At 39.5% G+C, this 15,739-nt stretch carries 12 protein-coding genes; 3 read left to right on the forward strand and 9 right to left on the reverse strand.

Features of this window, described 5'->3' with window-relative positions; all coding sequences use genetic code 11:
• Window positions 1-403: 403 nt before the first annotated feature.
• The 5 genes from MSBRM_RS04680 to MSBRM_RS04695 form a co-directional block, all read right to left on the reverse strand.
• Window positions 404-1,567 carry a cation diffusion facilitator family transporter gene (locus MSBRM_RS04680; protein WP_048119429.1) on the reverse strand — a complete coding sequence of 388 codons (1,164 nt, stop codon included), beginning with the start codon at window positions 1,565-1,567 and terminating at the stop codon, window positions 404-406.
• Between the two features lie 1,900 nt (window positions 1,568-3,467).
• Window positions 3,468-3,830, reverse strand: coding sequence for a nascent polypeptide-associated complex protein (locus MSBRM_RS04685; protein ID WP_048119427.1), 363 nt, complete (start codon window positions 3,828-3,830; stop codon window positions 3,468-3,470).
• 72 nt (window positions 3,831-3,902) lie between these two features.
• Window positions 3,903-4,223, reverse strand: coding sequence for a HesB/IscA family protein (locus tag MSBRM_RS04690; RefSeq protein ID WP_048119424.1), 321 nt, complete (start codon window positions 4,221-4,223; stop codon window positions 3,903-3,905).
• 168 nt (window positions 4,224-4,391) lie between these two features.
• Complete coding sequence (locus MSBRM_RS21635) at window positions 4,392-4,520, reverse strand: hypothetical protein (RefSeq protein WP_255361921.1); 129 nt, start codon at window positions 4,518-4,520, stop codon at window positions 4,392-4,394.
• Window positions 4,517-5,671: a hypothetical protein gene (locus MSBRM_RS04695; RefSeq protein ID WP_048119421.1), complete on the reverse strand. Its 1,155-nt coding sequence runs from the start codon at window positions 5,669-5,671 to the stop codon at window positions 4,517-4,519. Before MSBRM_RS04695 ends, MSBRM_RS21635 begins: the two co-directional genes overlap by 4 nt.
• Window positions 5,672-5,859: 188 nt before the next feature.
• Between MSBRM_RS04695 and MSBRM_RS04700 the strand changes: the two genes are divergently transcribed.
• Both MSBRM_RS04700 and hisI read left to right on the forward strand, forming a co-directional pair.
• Entirely contained in the window at window positions 5,860-7,839 is a 1,980-nt protein-coding gene (locus MSBRM_RS04700; protein ID WP_048119418.1) for an amylo-alpha-1,6-glucosidase, read from the forward strand.
• An 89-nt stretch (window positions 7,840-7,928) separates the two neighbouring features.
• The gene (gene hisI / locus MSBRM_RS04705; protein WP_048119415.1) at window positions 7,929-8,297 is read left to right on the forward strand and encodes a phosphoribosyl-AMP cyclohydrolase; all 369 of its coding nucleotides are present in this window, start codon (window positions 7,929-7,931) and stop codon (window positions 8,295-8,297) included.
• Between the two features lie 280 nt (window positions 8,298-8,577).
• Here hisI and MSBRM_RS04710 read toward each other — a convergent pair whose 3' ends face one another.
• The 4 genes from MSBRM_RS04710 to MSBRM_RS04725 form a co-directional block, all read right to left on the reverse strand.
• The gene (locus MSBRM_RS04710) at window positions 8,578-9,381 is read right to left on the reverse strand and encodes a helix-turn-helix transcriptional regulator (protein WP_048119413.1); all 804 of its coding nucleotides are present in this window, start codon (window positions 9,379-9,381) and stop codon (window positions 8,578-8,580) included.
• A 1,169-nt stretch (window positions 9,382-10,550) separates the two neighbouring features.
• Complete coding sequence (locus MSBRM_RS04715; RefSeq protein WP_203225603.1) at window positions 10,551-10,991, reverse strand: DJ-1/PfpI family protein; 441 nt, start codon at window positions 10,989-10,991, stop codon at window positions 10,551-10,553.
• Window positions 10,992-11,668: 677 nt separating this feature from the next.
• Window positions 11,669-12,430, reverse strand: coding sequence for a UPF0280 family protein (locus MSBRM_RS04720; RefSeq protein ID WP_048119410.1), 762 nt, complete (start codon window positions 12,428-12,430; stop codon window positions 11,669-11,671).
• A 120-nt stretch (window positions 12,431-12,550) separates the two neighbouring features.
• Window positions 12,551-14,533, reverse strand: coding sequence for a DUF460 domain-containing protein (locus MSBRM_RS04725; RefSeq protein ID WP_048119407.1), 1,983 nt, complete (start codon window positions 14,531-14,533; stop codon window positions 12,551-12,553).
• A gap of 715 nt (window positions 14,534-15,248) precedes the next feature.
• On the opposite strand from MSBRM_RS04725, the gene MSBRM_RS04730 reads away from it, so the two are divergent.
• Window positions 15,249-15,647: a hypothetical protein gene (locus MSBRM_RS04730; RefSeq protein WP_048119404.1), complete on the forward strand. Its 399-nt coding sequence runs from the start codon at window positions 15,249-15,251 to the stop codon at window positions 15,645-15,647.
• Window positions 15,648-15,739 lie beyond the last annotated feature (92 nt).

Consider the following 15,739-nt stretch of genomic DNA (forward strand, 5'->3'; position numbering starts at 1 on the left):
TAGGACTTAAGCAGTAAACGAGCTAAATAAAGTTCGAGCAGTTCTGTAACAAGCATTGTAGATTGTATGATTTAAGGTTCCATACCGCTGTTTTTCGATTTAACCGCTTAAGTCCTATCATAAAAATATAAAAATGATCAAAAATTCATTGATTATTCTTAATTCCATATTCGGAGAAGCAGTTGTGAATTCTGGAATAGGCTCATATGGTAATTTCCTGACAATTACTGTATTTTGCGATTAGGTTAGAATGTATTTGGTTGTTTTGTGGAAAAATTACTGCGTTTTTTACTTGAAAATAGCTGAAGGTTCCGGCAAGTTCACCGGAACCTTATGCTGAAATTAAGACAGCCTCTTAAAAATATAATGTTTTTACAATAAAGTGTCAACCAAACCTAAAATTTCATAGGACCTCACTGGAACAGGTATTCAAAACCTGCTTTTGTTTACCAGGCAGTATTTCCGGATTCTCAGATCCGTAGTGGCAGCACTCCCCTGAGGCTGTGAGAGGGTCCACATGGATAGTGGTGCCGGAAAGATAAGAGAAGTTTTCAAGAAGTTTCTCTCTTATGGCGTTGGCGATTTCATGTCCTTCTCCAACCGAAAGAGAAGGAGAAACTGAAGCATTGATTTCTGCATGGAGCCGGTGTCCTATCCAGCGGACTCTAAGGTCCGTGACTTCACAGACCCCATCTACACTTTCAGTAATGTTTTTTACTTTATCTATGATTTCAGGCTCAACGCCGTCAAGAAGGCGGGTAAACACAAGCTTGCTCGAATCAAGGACTATTTTGAGGATACTGATTGTGATTAACATTCCAATGAGAGGGTCAATGATAGGATATCCAAGCCAGATGCCGATGGCTCCGATAAGGACTGCAAGGCTGGTAATACCATCTATTCGGGCATGGTATCCATCTGCAATAAGGGCTGCACTCCCTATTTCCTTTCCAACTTTCATCCTGAACTGGGCTACAATCTCATTTCCGATACAGCCTATAATTGCAGCAATAACTACAGCCTGCAAATGTTCTACTGGCTGAGGGTTTAAAAAACGGTTCACAGACTCATAACCCGCAACAGCAGCACTGAAAAAAATAAGGAGAACAACTATTATGCCTGCAAGGTCCTCTACCCTGCCATATCCGTAGGAAAATCGTTTGCTTGGTTTTCTTCTGGCCAGGGAAAAAGCTATTGCAAGAGGAATTGCAGTTGAAGCATCTCCGAAGTTGTGGATGGTATCGGCAAGAAGGGAAACACTTCCCGAGATAAAAACAATGAAAATCTGCAGAACGGCTGTGATCATCAACCCGATAAATGACCATTTTACTGCCCAGAGCCCTTTGTTAGTAGCAAGTATGGAAGGGTCAACAGTCCCATGAGTGTGGCTGTGCCCGTGAGGGTGTTCATGAGAATGGGCCTGTGAATGGGTACAGGAGTGACCATGATAATGAGCGTGAAGACGACGGAGAAAATTGAAAAGTCCATTTTTTTGAGTATTCTCATGCGGCTGCTCAGAACCGCCTTCCTTTTCTAGAGGACAAGAATTGGAATTCCTTTCGGACATACTGACACCTTGATTAGTATTCTATTTCGAGTCTACCCTAAACCCCATTTAATTCCTGACAATCAAAGATTTTCAGTTTTGATCTTTCATGATAAGAAGCTCAATTGGCTATTTAGAGACTAAGTTCAAAGATCGTATTTTGATTTAAGGGATAAAACTCATCAAGCAAACTTGGAGGCCCTTTTATAAATAGGTATTTATCTTTAGAAAATATTTTTTTATGCAGGGCCTCATACGTTTTTCTGGATAAATGCCATAGAAAGGGACTTTTCATCCAGAGCAACTTATACCTTATTTTTCTGTAAAAAACAAAAAATTGGAGATTTATTACTAAAAGTTAGGGTTGAAACAGTTTTCTTGATTGATGACCGACTGTGATATGGTTTTTTCGTACGAATTGATAAACTCATAAAATACTTCCATTTTTAGTGTCAGAGTAAAATAGAATTTTTTAATAAGTTTTAAAACCTTATTATTACAAACACTTACAATGTGATCTAAACCTATGAGGAATTTAGAAAAATAATCTAAGAAATGAAAATAAAAATAGATGAATTTACCTCGATATATGAATAAATATGAAAAATAGATGCCTGATAAGATGAAAAATAGAAGGGAAAACCGAGAACACAACTCAAGTTATGTCCATACCTCAGTTTTCACGAAATTCGGATTTCTCCTCCCTGAGACAGGAACCTTTATATTTGTTCATTTCTGCCGAAATCGGCAAAACTTAGCAGGTCTCTGACAGTTTTCTAATGAATTCTATCTAATAAATTTTATCTAATAATTTCTATCTAATAAATTCTATCTAATAAATTCTATCTAATAAATTTTATCTAATAATTTCTATCTAATAATTTCTATCTAATAAATTCTATCTGATGCGTATTCCCTTATTTTTATATTTACATTATCTCTGAAGCTAAGATCCATTACCCAAATCCATATCCTTACTTAGTTTTCGAGTTTAGTTATAGATGGGAAATTCAATCCTCTATAGCAAACAGACATGCAATAAGCTGGTGTTCGTCCCGGGAATGAACACTCCCGGGAGACGTGCACCAAAATTGACAAAGATCAAATTCTAAAATGAAACTGAGGTCGGAGGAATTAGACGATTCAAACAAAATCAATAGCAAGAACACCAGAACTAATATGGACTCTTGATATTAATAAAGATGGGAAATCTTATCAGGAAAATTATATGCTCCTGTTTCCTAGGTACGTCAGTGCAATTGACGAAGAATGAGAATTGGCAGCCTTAAAAATAAAATTTAAAATTTAAAAAACACAACCCGGTTTTCAATATCTATCAAATATAGCTCGAGGGCAGATACTCTCGAGCAAACCTCCAAAAACATGTCATGGATAAACCTCTATAAATCATGTAAAAAATCATGTAAAAAACCATGTAAAAACCATGTAAAAAACCACGTAAAAAACCATGTAATACCTTACCAAACGTCGCTCGAGGGTAAAAACTCTCGAGCAAACCTCCAAAACTGTTTTGCCGTTTGATCACGCTAACCACGTCGTTTTTCATCAAACCTTTTTTGAAAATATTTGTGGGCAAGTTTTTTAAAAAAATTATGACTACTATTGCTGAGAGATCTAAAACGAAATTTGGGTAAATAGACCATGAACAAATTGAAAATCAATTTCTATAGCCCATAATTCAGCCCTCTTGAGCGAACATGGAAGTGAGCGAAAAGGGCACGGTGCTGTTGCTATTACATCGAAACTCCCAGAATCTACTATTTTCTGTGATCCCGAAGCGGAACTTGGGTGACGGAATTCTGGTGAGCAATATATACATAAAAATTTATAAAAAATCAGCAATAAGCTTAAAAATTCTGGAATAGTTAATTCCAATTCTAAAAATCCACAAAAAAATAAGTCAGGCAGAAGAAAGTGCCACAATGGCTTCTGCCAGATCTCCGTTTGAATCTTTCAGGGCTTTCCGGGCTTCATCTTCAGAAACACCAGTCTGCTCCATTACGAGTTTTATGTCTTCAGCGGGAATTTCCAGTTCTTTCGGGACTTCTTTTACGTCACCTACGATCTGGTATGTTTCCGAACCCTGGACTTTCATGATAGTGACATTTGCATTCTCTATAATGATATTAGAGTCTGCAGTCTTTATGACTACTTCCTGAACATCCTTTAGCTCTTTAACATCAATCCCCATCTGTTTCATCATCTGTTTCATTTTAGCCGGGTTCATCCCCCGGCCTCCCATACCTCCCATTCCTGGGAACATAGGCTTGCTTCTCCTTTATTTTCGTTTATTTTTCAGGTTTGGGTTCGATATCAGCGCGATTTTACTTTTTACTTAATGGCATCCGCCGCAGGTGCCGCATCCACCGCCGGCATTTGGATTGCGGATGAGGAATCCCTTCCCGTTTTCGTCCTCAATAAAGTCAATACTGCCCTCGGAGAAGTTCCTCTCGATATCTTTTGCCATAACGAGTTTAATCCCGTTACTTTCCATAGTCACATCATCTTCCTTTGTTTCATCATCAAAGGCTAAGCCATACTGAATTCCACTGCAGGCAACCCCGGCAACAAAAATTCTGAGAGCAAGCTCAGGTTTCTCTTCCTGTTCAATCAGTGTCTTCAATTCTGCAGCAGCTCTATCTGTTACTTCTATCATTTACGCACCTCTTTTTTATTTTTATACTTATAAAATATTTGTAGGTTTTATTTCCTATAAGATGCCATCCGTTACAGCTCAAAGATAATTTCCAAACATTATATAATCTTGCATCGGGCAAATATAATGTTTATCGTAAAATTGCGCTTTTTCCTGAAAAAGACTTTTTCACAGGAGTCTGGGAGGATAGGGTCTGGATTCTTTTTCAAGAAATCCTGCTATTCTGCCAGTATATGAAAATATATCTTCTATTTTATATATTTTTCTTCCAATACTTCTTTCAGGTTCTCTATTCACAGAAATTCGGCATCTTCATCAACAGGCTCCTCAAGAACCTTTGCATTATAAGCATTGATCTCCAGAGAGTTACGTTTCCCCTTCACTTCCCAGACAGGGATATACACAAGCTCCATATCGAGCTGTATTTCATCAGACCTGGGGCCGATACTCCTGTGTTCATATATAACAGCCTGGCCTTCCGTATTGTTAAAACGTATTTCGCGTGTATTCTCCTCTTTAATAAAGTCCAGAAGAATCTTTTCTGCCTGTTTTTTATCCACAATCGGTCTTTTTAACTCATACTGCACGGCAGGAACCCTTGTAGGTATGCCAAGTCCTTCTACCTCCATCCCTTCCTTTGACTTATTTAGAGCATTAAGAAAACCCTTCCCTTTTCCGGCAATGGTTAGGACTTTTGACCTGAAGCGTTTTTCAGCTTCAACATTATATATATATTTCCAGAAAGGTACAAACTTTAAAACTGCATCCTTAGGGTTGTATATATAGGGTTTTGCAATAATAATAGCCTGATTTTTAGAAATCCTTGGTTCTACAGACCGTATATTCAGCATTTCGTACGTTTCAGTTTCCGGAACTTCAACCTGTTCTGGCTTCCTTAATATTTTTTTATTCTCAATACTCCTTGTTAGAGATTGAGTACCAAACGAAATTTTTTCGGCCTCTAATCGCTGATTCTGAAGAGGCAAGAGTTCTTCTTTAAAGTGAGACTTCTCTCTGTAGTCTTTTTTTAATTTCCAGTTTTCGGCAGGTAATTCGAAAATTGTTTGTCCGTACTGGTCTCCTGTATCATTTGATGTTTGCTTTTCCGGTTCAGAATCCGAAATATTTGATTTCTGTTCCATATTTACAAGAACCGATCTTCCAATTTGAAGAGCCAGTTCATCCCTGTTCCAAACATGGATCCCAAATTCAGCTGCATAATCGATTAATTCTTCAGGCCCTTTCTGGGTCATTACATAGATTCCTGTACAGTTCCCGATCTTTTCTGAAAAGGCTTTTATTTCCTCACGACCCGGCTGCAAGGCACATTTGACATAAGCTTTATGCCTGCTTTTCTCCACAAAAATGTCATACTGGCTGGATATTGTGGCATTGTATCCAGAGGATTTGAAAATATCAACAAGGATTTCTAAAAGGTCTTGCTTCATGATTCTCACTTTCTTATATCCTGCACAGCTAAAATAGTTTATGATCACATCTAAAATTTTCTAACTTACTACTTTTTATTATATACTGGTTTTTTACTCTCTTTGCTTCTTTTACTTTCTTAAATTTTCTCACTTCTTAGTTCCGGAGATACAAATATTTAAGAAATCAAGTCCTAACCAGATATATTATGAGTGGAATCAGGTTTGGAGTAGATTCCTTTTCCACATACGAGGAAGGAATAAAGAAAGAGTGGATCGTAGGAAACGGACTTGGGGGATATGCCTCATCTACAGTAATAGGAGCAGGCACAAGGACTTATCATGGATTGCTTGTGGCAGTTCCAGAAAATTCTCAAGGAAGATTTGTATTGCTTTCTTCCCTTGATGAGGAAATTTCGATTAACAAGGAAGTTTATCGGCTTTCAACCCATAAGTACCCTGATACTGTTTTTCCTTCAGGCTTCAGTTACCTCTCCAAATTCATCCTTGTTCCTTTTCCTCTCTGGGTTTACCAGCCCGGTGATTTTACCATAAAGAAAAAGGTCTTCATGATTCACAACAGCAACACAACCTGCATTCTCTATGACATCAGATCTAGGAGAGAAGGAGCTCTGCTAAGAATCTCTCCGCTGGTAAATTCCAGAAATTTCCATCATACTGTTCGCTCAGGAGAACTTTCCTTTACTCAGAAAGCCAATCCTTCAGGAGTAAAATTAGAAAGCTCCAATGGTTTTACTTTCTTGCTTTCATCCAATCTTCAGTATCATTCCGATCCCAAATGGTACTATAATTTTGAGTATGATACTGAGAAGCAAAGGGGACTCAACTTCCAGGAAGATAATTTCAATCCGGGCTACTTTGAAAGCAAACTCAAACTGGGTACCTCCCATTTTTTCATTGCCGCTTCAACCGAAGATATTTCTTCTCTGACGCTCGAACAGGTCGAGGAATTCTATACAAGGGAAACCTACCGACAAAATCTTCTCGCCTTCAATTCAAGACTTACCGAACCCTTTGCTCTTAAGCTTCTCAGGGCAACGGATCCTTTTATAGTGAAGAATCCTTCTTCAGGTGAAAGTACAGTAATTGCAGGATATCACTGGTTTTCTGACTGGGGGCGGGACACTATGATCTCTATGCCTGGCCTGCTTTTAATTCCCCGTCGTTTTGAGGAAGCAAAATTCATTCTCAAAAACTTTTCTAAAAATTGTAATAAAGGCCTGATCCCGAACGCTTTCCTGGCACTTGGTGGAGAACCAATTTATAACACTGTGGACGCTTCTCTCTGGTTTATTCACACTGTGGGCCGATATTTCGCATATACGAAAGACTTTCTTTTCCTCTCGGATGTCTGGGACACAGTGGAGAGTATCATAGAGAATTACCGTAAAGGTACGGACTTTGGGATCGGCATGGACTCCGATTATCTTATCCGACAGGGTCCTCAGTTAACCTGGATGGACGCTAAAATCGGGGAAAAAGCAGTGACCCCAAGAGCAGGTAAAGCCTGTGAAATTAATGCTCTTTGGTATAATGCCCTTAAAACAGCCTCCAATCTGGGCACTCAGTTAGGAAAAAACATTTCTTCATATGAAACTCTTGCAGCTGGAGTGGCTTCAAATTTTGAGAGTGTTTTCTGGAATCCGGAGACAAATTGCCTATTTGACCTTGTGTCTAAGGACAAAGCAGGAAATGAGGTTAAAGACCCTGCAATCCGTCCCAATCAAATCTTCGCAGTAGCCCTGCCTTATACTAGTCTTTCACCAAAAAAAGAAAAAGCAATAGTTGACAGAGTTGAAAAAGATCTCCTGACCCCCTTTGGGCTTAGAACTCTTTCAAGTGACCATCCTGTTTATAAAGGACGATATCAAGGTGATGCGGCAGCCAGAGATGCCGCCTATCATAACGGGACAGTCTGGCCCTGGCTCCTTGGCGCGTATGTGAAAGCTTACCGGAAGGTTCACAACTATTCTAAAGAGAGTCTTGAGGATATGCGGGCTCTTCTGATGGGTTTTGATACGCACCTTGAAACTGCAGGCATAGGCACAATTTCCGAAGTATTTGATGGGGATTATCCTTACACTCCAGGAGGCTGCATTGCTCAGGCCTGGAGCGTTGCGGAAATTCTCAGAGCGTACGTTGAGGATGTACTCGGAATCAAACCCTGAAAAAAGATCCATGTTCAATTTCGTCTCTATTGTGCTTCCCTTAAGTTAAGGCCCTCTCTTTTTTATACTTGTTTTGTAATTTATCCCTCATGATTGATTTTGATGCTTTGAAATCCGAAAAGGGTCTTATCCTTGCCGTAGTTCAGGACCAGCTTAGCAGGGAGGTGCTGATGTGCGCCTATATGAATCGGGAAGCCCTTGAGAAGACTGTAGAGACCGGAATTACACACTTCTGGAGTCGGAGCAGGCAGCAGTTATGGAAAAAAGGAGAGACTTCGGGGCATATACAGAAAGTGAAAGAAATAAGGGTCGACTGTGATATGGACTCTCTTCTCCTGCTCGTGGAACAGGTTGGTGGAGCCTGCCATATGGGATACAGATCCTGTTTTTATCGAAACCTTGAAGGAGAGGTTGTGGGAGAAAAGGTCTTTGAGCCTGATGAGGTATATAAATCGTGAACTATTCCTCTCTGAATCCTTTTGCCTCATTATGCGGTAAGTGTAATTGTCTATATTATGCGTAAGTGTAATTGTCTATATTATGCGTAAGTGTAATTGTCTATATTATGCGTAAGTGTAATTGTCTATATTATGCGTAAGTGTAATTGTCTATATTATGCGTAAGTGTAATTGTCTATATTATGCGTAAGTGTAATTGTCTATATTATGCGTAAGTGTAATTGTCTATATTATGCGTAAGTGTAATTGTCTATATTATGCGTAAGTGTAATTGTCTATATTATGCGTAAGTGTAATTGTCTATGTTCTTAATCTGTTTGGAGCGCTGTTCATAATAATCATAGAGTTCTTTTCCCCAGACCAGAGCTCCTGGCTCAAAGCAGATCACATATTTTCGGTCAAAGACCGTGCTTTTCGGGAAAAGGGCCATTGCCATGAAATTATCCGCTGCTACGACAGCAGGTATCTTTTCGCAGTCCGTACAGACAAAAAGCTTAGCATTTTCTTTTTTAAGGTATTGTTCGGTCTGTTCCCTGTAATCTTCGACCCATCTTTTCAGGACGGACTCGGGGAATACAAGCGATATCATGATTCCTTTTTCGGCAATCTCTAGGAAAAATGAGGGGAAAAGAGGGTGGAAATATGAAATCGTAGCTTTCAGCTCTTTTGCCATCCGGGCGTTTTTGACGTACTCCGGAATTAGCTCAAACATATAATCTATCTGAGGCTCAATTATAGCGCAGTGCCCAAGTTCACTAATTCTTCGCAGGAGAAAAGGTGGAACCTCGTTTACTTCCCTTTCTGCCCAGTAATTCGCATTTTCTTCGAGAACGGTAATTGTGTCCACAAGAGGCTTCATTTTCTCAACCACAACTCTGCCTATCTCGCTCAGTTTATAGAAGTTTTTTTCCTGGACTACCAGGTGCTGCTCTTTGAGCTTTTTTACCTGGGGCTGGACTGCGGTTGCACTGGCATTAAGGGTTTTTTTAATTGTTTCAATATCCTTTGGCCCTTCAAGCAGAAGAAGCAGCACATTCTTCCTTTTTTCAGAGAGAAATATCAGATTGAGTAGATTGTTTTCCATATTATGCACCTTGACCGGCTGCCTGCAGGCTTGTAAATGTATAGAGGTTTCGTAAATTGGGAGGCAATTTGCAATAAAGGAAGTCTCACTCTAAAAACTGGAGTATACTAATGTTTTCTATAAAACTTGAAAATTAATCGTTAATATATTTTTCTCTTCTATATATAAGTGCCATGCATTTTCATCGATTTCTTTTTTCTGGTAAGTGCATTTTCCTGAAAAAACCTCAACTCAGAAACTCAATTTCAAAATGCATATTTGTTTAACGAATTGTATATACACCATTGTACACAGTTAACTCTAATATTTTAGTAAATTTTCTGGGATTGCATTCCGTGACAGTTTCTATAAAAAGCAGTTGTTACTCTCATTACATAATATCATTCTCATTACACAATAACACATAAGCTGCAAAGATTTCAGTTTCTTCTGTTTTTTTTAGTAGCTATACTAAGCAGGATAGCACTTGAGCTTTGGGTTAATTCTCAACTAAGGGTCTTCAAATCGCCGAAAACGGACATCTCAAAAGCCTTGAAAAACACTAATTTCTTGAAGGCTGAATGAAAGTATGCCTATTTTTTCCTCACATTTTGAAATTTTGCTTCTTAGTATTTTACCTGTTATATCGTCGAATTTGCAACGGGATTCGCTAGAGCAACTTTGATTTTTATAAGGCAGTATTCTTAAAAAAGTGAAATTAATTGAGCTAGAGCAACATTATTAGCCGTCTTAATCCGAATTTGTCACGCTCGACGCAGGAGAGCGGCCTTTCAGAAAAGAAGTCGAAAGAATGTATCCTCTTCAAATTCAATGGAGAATTTTCCAACTTGATAAATGCACAACAATCTTATTAAATATTTGCAAAGTTGTGTGCATCGCTTGAAGTTGTTTCTCATACTTGGTTAAATTCTTAAATTTTCAGCAAATACATGAAATTTACTTTTACCCATACAATTTGAAGAGGATACCTTTTTTGCTTTTTTACTTTTTTGGGCTGTTCCGAGCGTTCGCTCGGTGAAAGAAAGACTCTGGGCGATGAATATGTTTTTTTTGGGACTTTTTACTACATTATTTTTAGGTGGCAGTTCCTCTAGATTAGTGAATTATATTAGCCGAAGAAACATTATTAACCGTCTTAAACCAAATGATACTTCCTTTACTTAGATGCTTTAGATGCTTATACTTGCACCGAGCAGTTCTACAAAAGCTCTTAACCAAGCTGGGTAATTGGGCCAGGCTTGAGCTGTTACCAGATTTTTGTCTATAATTACCGATTCGGACTGCCAATCAGCGCCAGCCAATCGGCATTCTGGAGCACATGCCGGGTATGATGTTACCTTATAGCCTTCCAGGACTTTAGCCGCTGCCAAAAGCTGCAGTCCATGGCAGATAACTGCTACAGGCTTGCCAGCCGCAAAGAAATCCTGTACGAGTTTAATAGTTTCATCATACAGACGGATATATTCAGGGGCTCTACCACCCGGAACTACCAGACCTGCATAATCCTTCGCTTTTACATCAGACATGGAAACATCTACCGGAATGCGATGCCCTGGAAGCTCAATATAGGTATTGAGCGTGGTGAAGTCGTGTACGACCAGTTGCAGCATATTCCCAGTTTTTTTGTTGGGTGCCGTTATTATCCACCTGGTAGCCCAGCATCTGGAGCGACTGTTGTGGTACCTTCACCTCATAATCCTCAGCGCAATCGCCTGTCAAGATCAGAATTTTCTTGGAAATGTATCTTCTTCCCTGCGGTTATAGCAATTTTCAAGTCATCTAATTTATGTTTTCAGGATAGCTGACTTAGTTCAAAATCGAGTTACGGAAGTAGTTGTAACATCATTAATCTAAACTGTAACTGATATCAGGTAATATATCAGGTAACATATCAGGTAACGATGTTACGAAACAAAAACACTAACGATAAATTGTTACCTTATTAATTTTATAACTTTAATAATTTTTCCGAGCTGCCAATTCTTCTGAAGATTTCAAGCAGTTGTGACAACGTTTATCAATATTTCATAATTTCATAAAAAGACATAATTCTTAAACATAAAACCAGCTAATTATCAGGATAGCACCAGATAATCATGTAAGGAGAATACCAGATAATCATGTAAGGAGAATACCAGATAATCATGTAAAGAGAATACCAGATAATCATGTAAGGAGAATATCAGATAATCATGTAAGGAGAATATCAGATAATCATGTAAGGAGAATATCAGATAATCATGTAAGGAGAATATCAGATAATCATGTAAGGTGAGGTATCGGATAATCATGCTTTAGTTATATACTCATACCTGACATCTGCCCTCGTAATCCTTGGCACCTGTCCCCACATACCAATATATACTCCCTGGATTACAAGTGCCCCTTTTATTTTTGGAATTTCCTTTACGGTTTTGAAAGAAGCTTCCACAGATTCCTTTCCTATGTCTACCTCATTTCCAAGAGCCGTTGCAGCTGCATCTGCCAGGGAAACGTCGTCCGAGAATACTACTGCTGCATCCGCCATCCCAAAACTGATTGAAGGGCCAACTGTCCCTGCTGAAGTACATATGCCTGTAATCGAGTCTCTAGGTTCGAACACCAGCCCCAGGTTTTTGATAGGAGACTGTCCTGCATAGATTCCAACCACAACAGGCCTGTCATTGATGAGTGCAATATCTCCGCCGTTGTCGACAATAGCATATTTTGCTCCTGCTTTAACCATTGCTTCCACCGCAAGAGCCGAAATTGTGCCTGCAACCGCACTCATTGGCCCTATACCCATAGTATTTCCTGCTTTTACCATCCTTCTTACAACCTCAGGGGCATTTTCAGGGCATTCGTAGGGTTCGAGAGTAAGCTGAAAATAAGGATCGGAAAGAATATAAGTCTCAAGGGCTGCCCTGTGGATGCGAATTGCTTCTTTTGCAACTTCGATATGAGCCTGGTTATCGGCTGCAATAGTAACTATGGTTTCCTTGAGCTGGAAATGCTCTTTAATTGGAGTACTCGCAGGTTCTTTAATAGGTTCTGTTACAGGATCTGACATGTTGATTCAGATTGAATTTATTGCTTAAAAAAGAGGTGCTTCCCAAGCTCCGTCTAGGGAGAGGCAAGTTTTACGGAAGCAAGATAGAGGCAGACACAAAATTGTTAAAATGAACTCTTCTTAAACCAGACCTCTGCGCCTTTCACTCCTATATTCTTCAAAGAGGCTCTGCAATTCGTCCTGTTTGGCTTTGTGGCGTCTTGCATCGGCTTCTGTTTCCCAGTCTGCGATTGCGGCTTTAAGGGTTTCTGGTTCGGCCATTGCAAAGTCTTCAGCCCTCTCAAGCGGAATATTCTTTAAGACCGGCACATCGCCCTTAAAGAAGGTTTCCTCGGCTGCGTGCGAAATATCCTCAGGGATGATTACGGCACGAATTCCGGCTTCTACAAGGATCTGAGCGGTTGCAGTTCCGCCTCCGCTTGGGTTTTCAAGGAAAACTACATCACCTATCTTAAGCCCGTATTTTTCCTTTGCTTCGGAAATGGATTCCTTCGTAAACGCAGCAATAACTTTGACAGCTGTACCTTCGCCGCGGACCTCCATCTTCTGGATTTTACGCAGCTTGTTGCTTCTACGCCGCAGTTCCTTTACGGTTTTGCTTTTATGACTGACCTCTTTCTTCAGGTTTGCAATGGTTTCGTCCCTGATCTTGATTTCTTTTGATTTCCGAATTTCGCTGTAAGCTTCCTTTTTGAAGCTGTTTAACCTTGATTCAAGCTTTGAGATTTTCCGATCTTTTGCAATCAGTTCTTTTTTTAATTCCTCAAGATATTCCTGAAGGTTCTGAATCTGCTCGCTCTGCCGCTGGACAGTTTCCCTCATTTTCAGGAGAGATTCATCAACTGCCCTGCCCTCCGGCTTTTCGGCATGTTCTTTTGGCTTTGGTTTTTCAGGCTCACCTGATGCTCGGGCTTTTTCAATTGCTGCTTCTATCGAAGCTCCACGGATAACATAGAACTTTATCAGCTCAAGATCTGCATTTTGAGGAGCTTTCTTTTCAATCCTGGAAAATATGTTTTTATAACTCCTGTAGGTGAGAAGGGCAGCAGTCAGTGCATCCCTTTCGTGGTCATTAGAGTAACCAAAAGTCCTTCCAAGCGCTATTTTTTCCTCAGCAGAAACCTCAATACCAGGACTTGCAGGTACGGCATTGAAACTTCTTCGGATTTTCTCAACTGAACCCGGCATTGGAGTTACATCACTGGCAACAACCGCAGGTTTTCCGTATTCGGCAATGAGTTTAACAACTTCATCAGGAGCCATTCCCCTGGAACTTTTCAAGTAAAGAAGCTCTCCGTCAAGAGAGAGAATCGCTATTCCAACGGTTGTTCCTGGATCGATTCCCACGATTGTAAACTTACGTCTCTGGTGCTTCGTTTTGAGGGGGACGTATCGGATTCTATCGCGTTCAACACTTCTTACGCTTACCTGAGCATCGTTACTTGCCATTGGATGTATCGGTATCTCTCCACGTTTTGCATAGACAGTGAATTCAGATCTGACATAGCCTCCGAAACCTTTTACGTTTACGGTTTCGAACCTAATGCCTTTTTCTTGAGAAAGGTCTTTCAGGGCACTCTCAATCTCCCTGCTCCTTTGCAGCACAGCTCCATGTACCTTCCTACGGTATCGGTTCTGGCTCCAGCCTCCCCTTCCCAGGGAACGGGCTCTACTAACTTTAATTTTCGTAATATCTTCAAAAAGGGAAACCTCGTGCCCAACTCCCATATCTGCAAGACGAGCACATGTTTCGGCTTCATCACTCGGGTTTTCGGGATTAAAAGAGAAACCGTGTTTCCGTGCAAGCCTTACAAGTGGTTCAGGATGCAGCCCACCTGTAACCTGAACAAGTTTAACGCCCTCAGGCAGCTTTTCCATAAAAGAAAGGAGCTCGCGTCTGTCGGCTGCAAGCTCAAAAATATTGTCAACAGCTATTATCTCCGGCTTTTCCCTCTGAATCATATTAAAAATTTTCTGGCGACGGAGCATACTTTGATGGAAAATTTCCCCATCCTTAAGGATAGCAAGTGCATACCTGGGAAGTTCTCTTGCCCTTGGAGAGCCCCGGGCAATATCAATTCCATATATAATCCTTTTTTGCATGAGCGTCTATATTTTATTTCTTATTCAATATATATTTAACTGCACTCGTTTTACTATTTAATACTATTTATTTATGTGGTATCTAGAGTTATTTTTGTGGTATCTAGAGTTATTTACAGACACTTCAGGAAAGGCAGAACATTCTGGATAGCCCTTTCAGCTGTGTCCGAATAGTACGCGAAAAATCTATGATTTTATTTTTTATTTTACTGTGTAGTCCACGTAAAACTTCAGTTTACTGGTCGCAGTACACTTTACTACTTGGACTTTTTTTTCAGGACATTCTCCTATTTTTATATATTTTTAACTGTTTTGATCCTGTTTACAGTAATAGAGTCCCCTGATGATACTAATCCTGTTGATACGTCGACTTTATGTGAAATATACTTGCCTAAAATATTACCGAATATGAAATATACAGTTAAATTATAAAAACAGAAGTGGAAGAATTGAGCTATCTGAAATTGTCAGTTTTAATAAACTCTCATATACTTGATACTAACACGCGCCCGCATAAATTTGGGAACACTATCAAAAGTATCATATATGTGGACTATAAATATAACATTGGTATGTATTGAAAATACTTTACATATTTCTCGGGGTTTATTTTTAAAATCTTTTTTGATACGTGCACATTCTCGAGAAAAAATATGCATTTTAGCAAGATGTGTGTGAAAAACAACAAAATATTAAATAGTTTGAGGTGTAAAAGATGTTAAAAAATAGGCTTATAATAGCAGGTTTAGCGATGTGTTTAATCCTTGCAGCGGTTCCAGCAGTCTTGAGTGCTGCATCTTCTCAAGATATGGGAATAAGTCTGAGCTCAGGCAGTCAGCAGACAACAGCCCCAGCCTTATCGCAAAAATCAGTATCTACAACAGCTGTAAAGAATGGCATAGCAACAGAATACTGGCTTGAACTGAAGCCCTATCCTTCCTCCAATACAAGAGCTCTTTGGCTCTATGCAGGTGGTGACTGGAGGTACTTATACAAACCAACCAGCAATATTGAAACCTCTGTACAAAATGCATTCGCTAATCCTGACACCTTCCAGGTTAAAGTCTGGTATTCTGGAAACAAGATTGTTGGATTAGTAGTAATGACTAAGTAATTGTAAGCAAAGACGAATTTTTAAATTACATCAAAAAAAGAACCGTAAAGTCTGTTTACAGATTATGGCCCTGTATACTTATTAGGGCTTAA

Source organism: Methanosarcina barkeri MS (assembly GCF_000970025.1).
Classification (GTDB): domain Archaea; phylum Halobacteriota; class Methanosarcinia; order Methanosarcinales; family Methanosarcinaceae; genus Methanosarcina; species Methanosarcina barkeri.

Bases quoted from the DNA above. Each gene is read 5' to 3' on its own strand.
- MSBRM_RS04680 (WP_048119429.1), bottom strand. From the start codon at position 1,567: ATGTCCGAAAGGAATTCCAATTCTTGTCCTCTAGAAAAGGAAGGCGGT.
- MSBRM_RS04725 (WP_048119407.1), bottom strand. From the start codon at position 14,533: ATGCAAAAAAGGATTATATATGGAATTGATATTGCCCGGGGCTCTCCA.
- MSBRM_RS04720 (WP_048119410.1), bottom strand. From the start codon at position 12,430: ATGTCAGATCCTGTAACAGAACCTATTAAAGAACCTGCGAGTACTCCA.
- MSBRM_RS04700 (WP_048119418.1), top strand. From the start codon at position 5,860: ATGAGTGGAATCAGGTTTGGAGTAGATTCCTTTTCCACATACGAGGAA.
- MSBRM_RS04685 (WP_048119427.1), bottom strand. From the start codon at position 3,830: ATGTTCCCAGGAATGGGAGGTATGGGAGGCCGGGGGATGAACCCGGCT.
- MSBRM_RS04695 (WP_048119421.1), bottom strand. From the start codon at position 5,671: ATGAAGCAAGACCTTTTAGAAATCCTTGTTGATATTTTCAAATCCTCT.
- MSBRM_RS04690 (WP_048119424.1), bottom strand. From the start codon at position 4,223: ATGATAGAAGTAACAGATAGAGCTGCTGCAGAATTGAAGACACTGATT.
- MSBRM_RS04730 (WP_048119404.1), top strand. From the start codon at position 15,249: ATGTTAAAAAATAGGCTTATAATAGCAGGTTTAGCGATGTGTTTAATC.
- MSBRM_RS04710 (WP_048119413.1), bottom strand. From the start codon at position 9,381: ATGGAAAACAATCTACTCAATCTGATATTTCTCTCTGAAAAAAGGAAG.
- MSBRM_RS04715 (WP_203225603.1), bottom strand. From the start codon at position 10,991: ATGCTGCAACTGGTCGTACACGACTTCACCACGCTCAATACCTATATT.
- hisI (WP_048119415.1), top strand. From the start codon at position 7,929: ATGATTGATTTTGATGCTTTGAAATCCGAAAAGGGTCTTATCCTTGCC.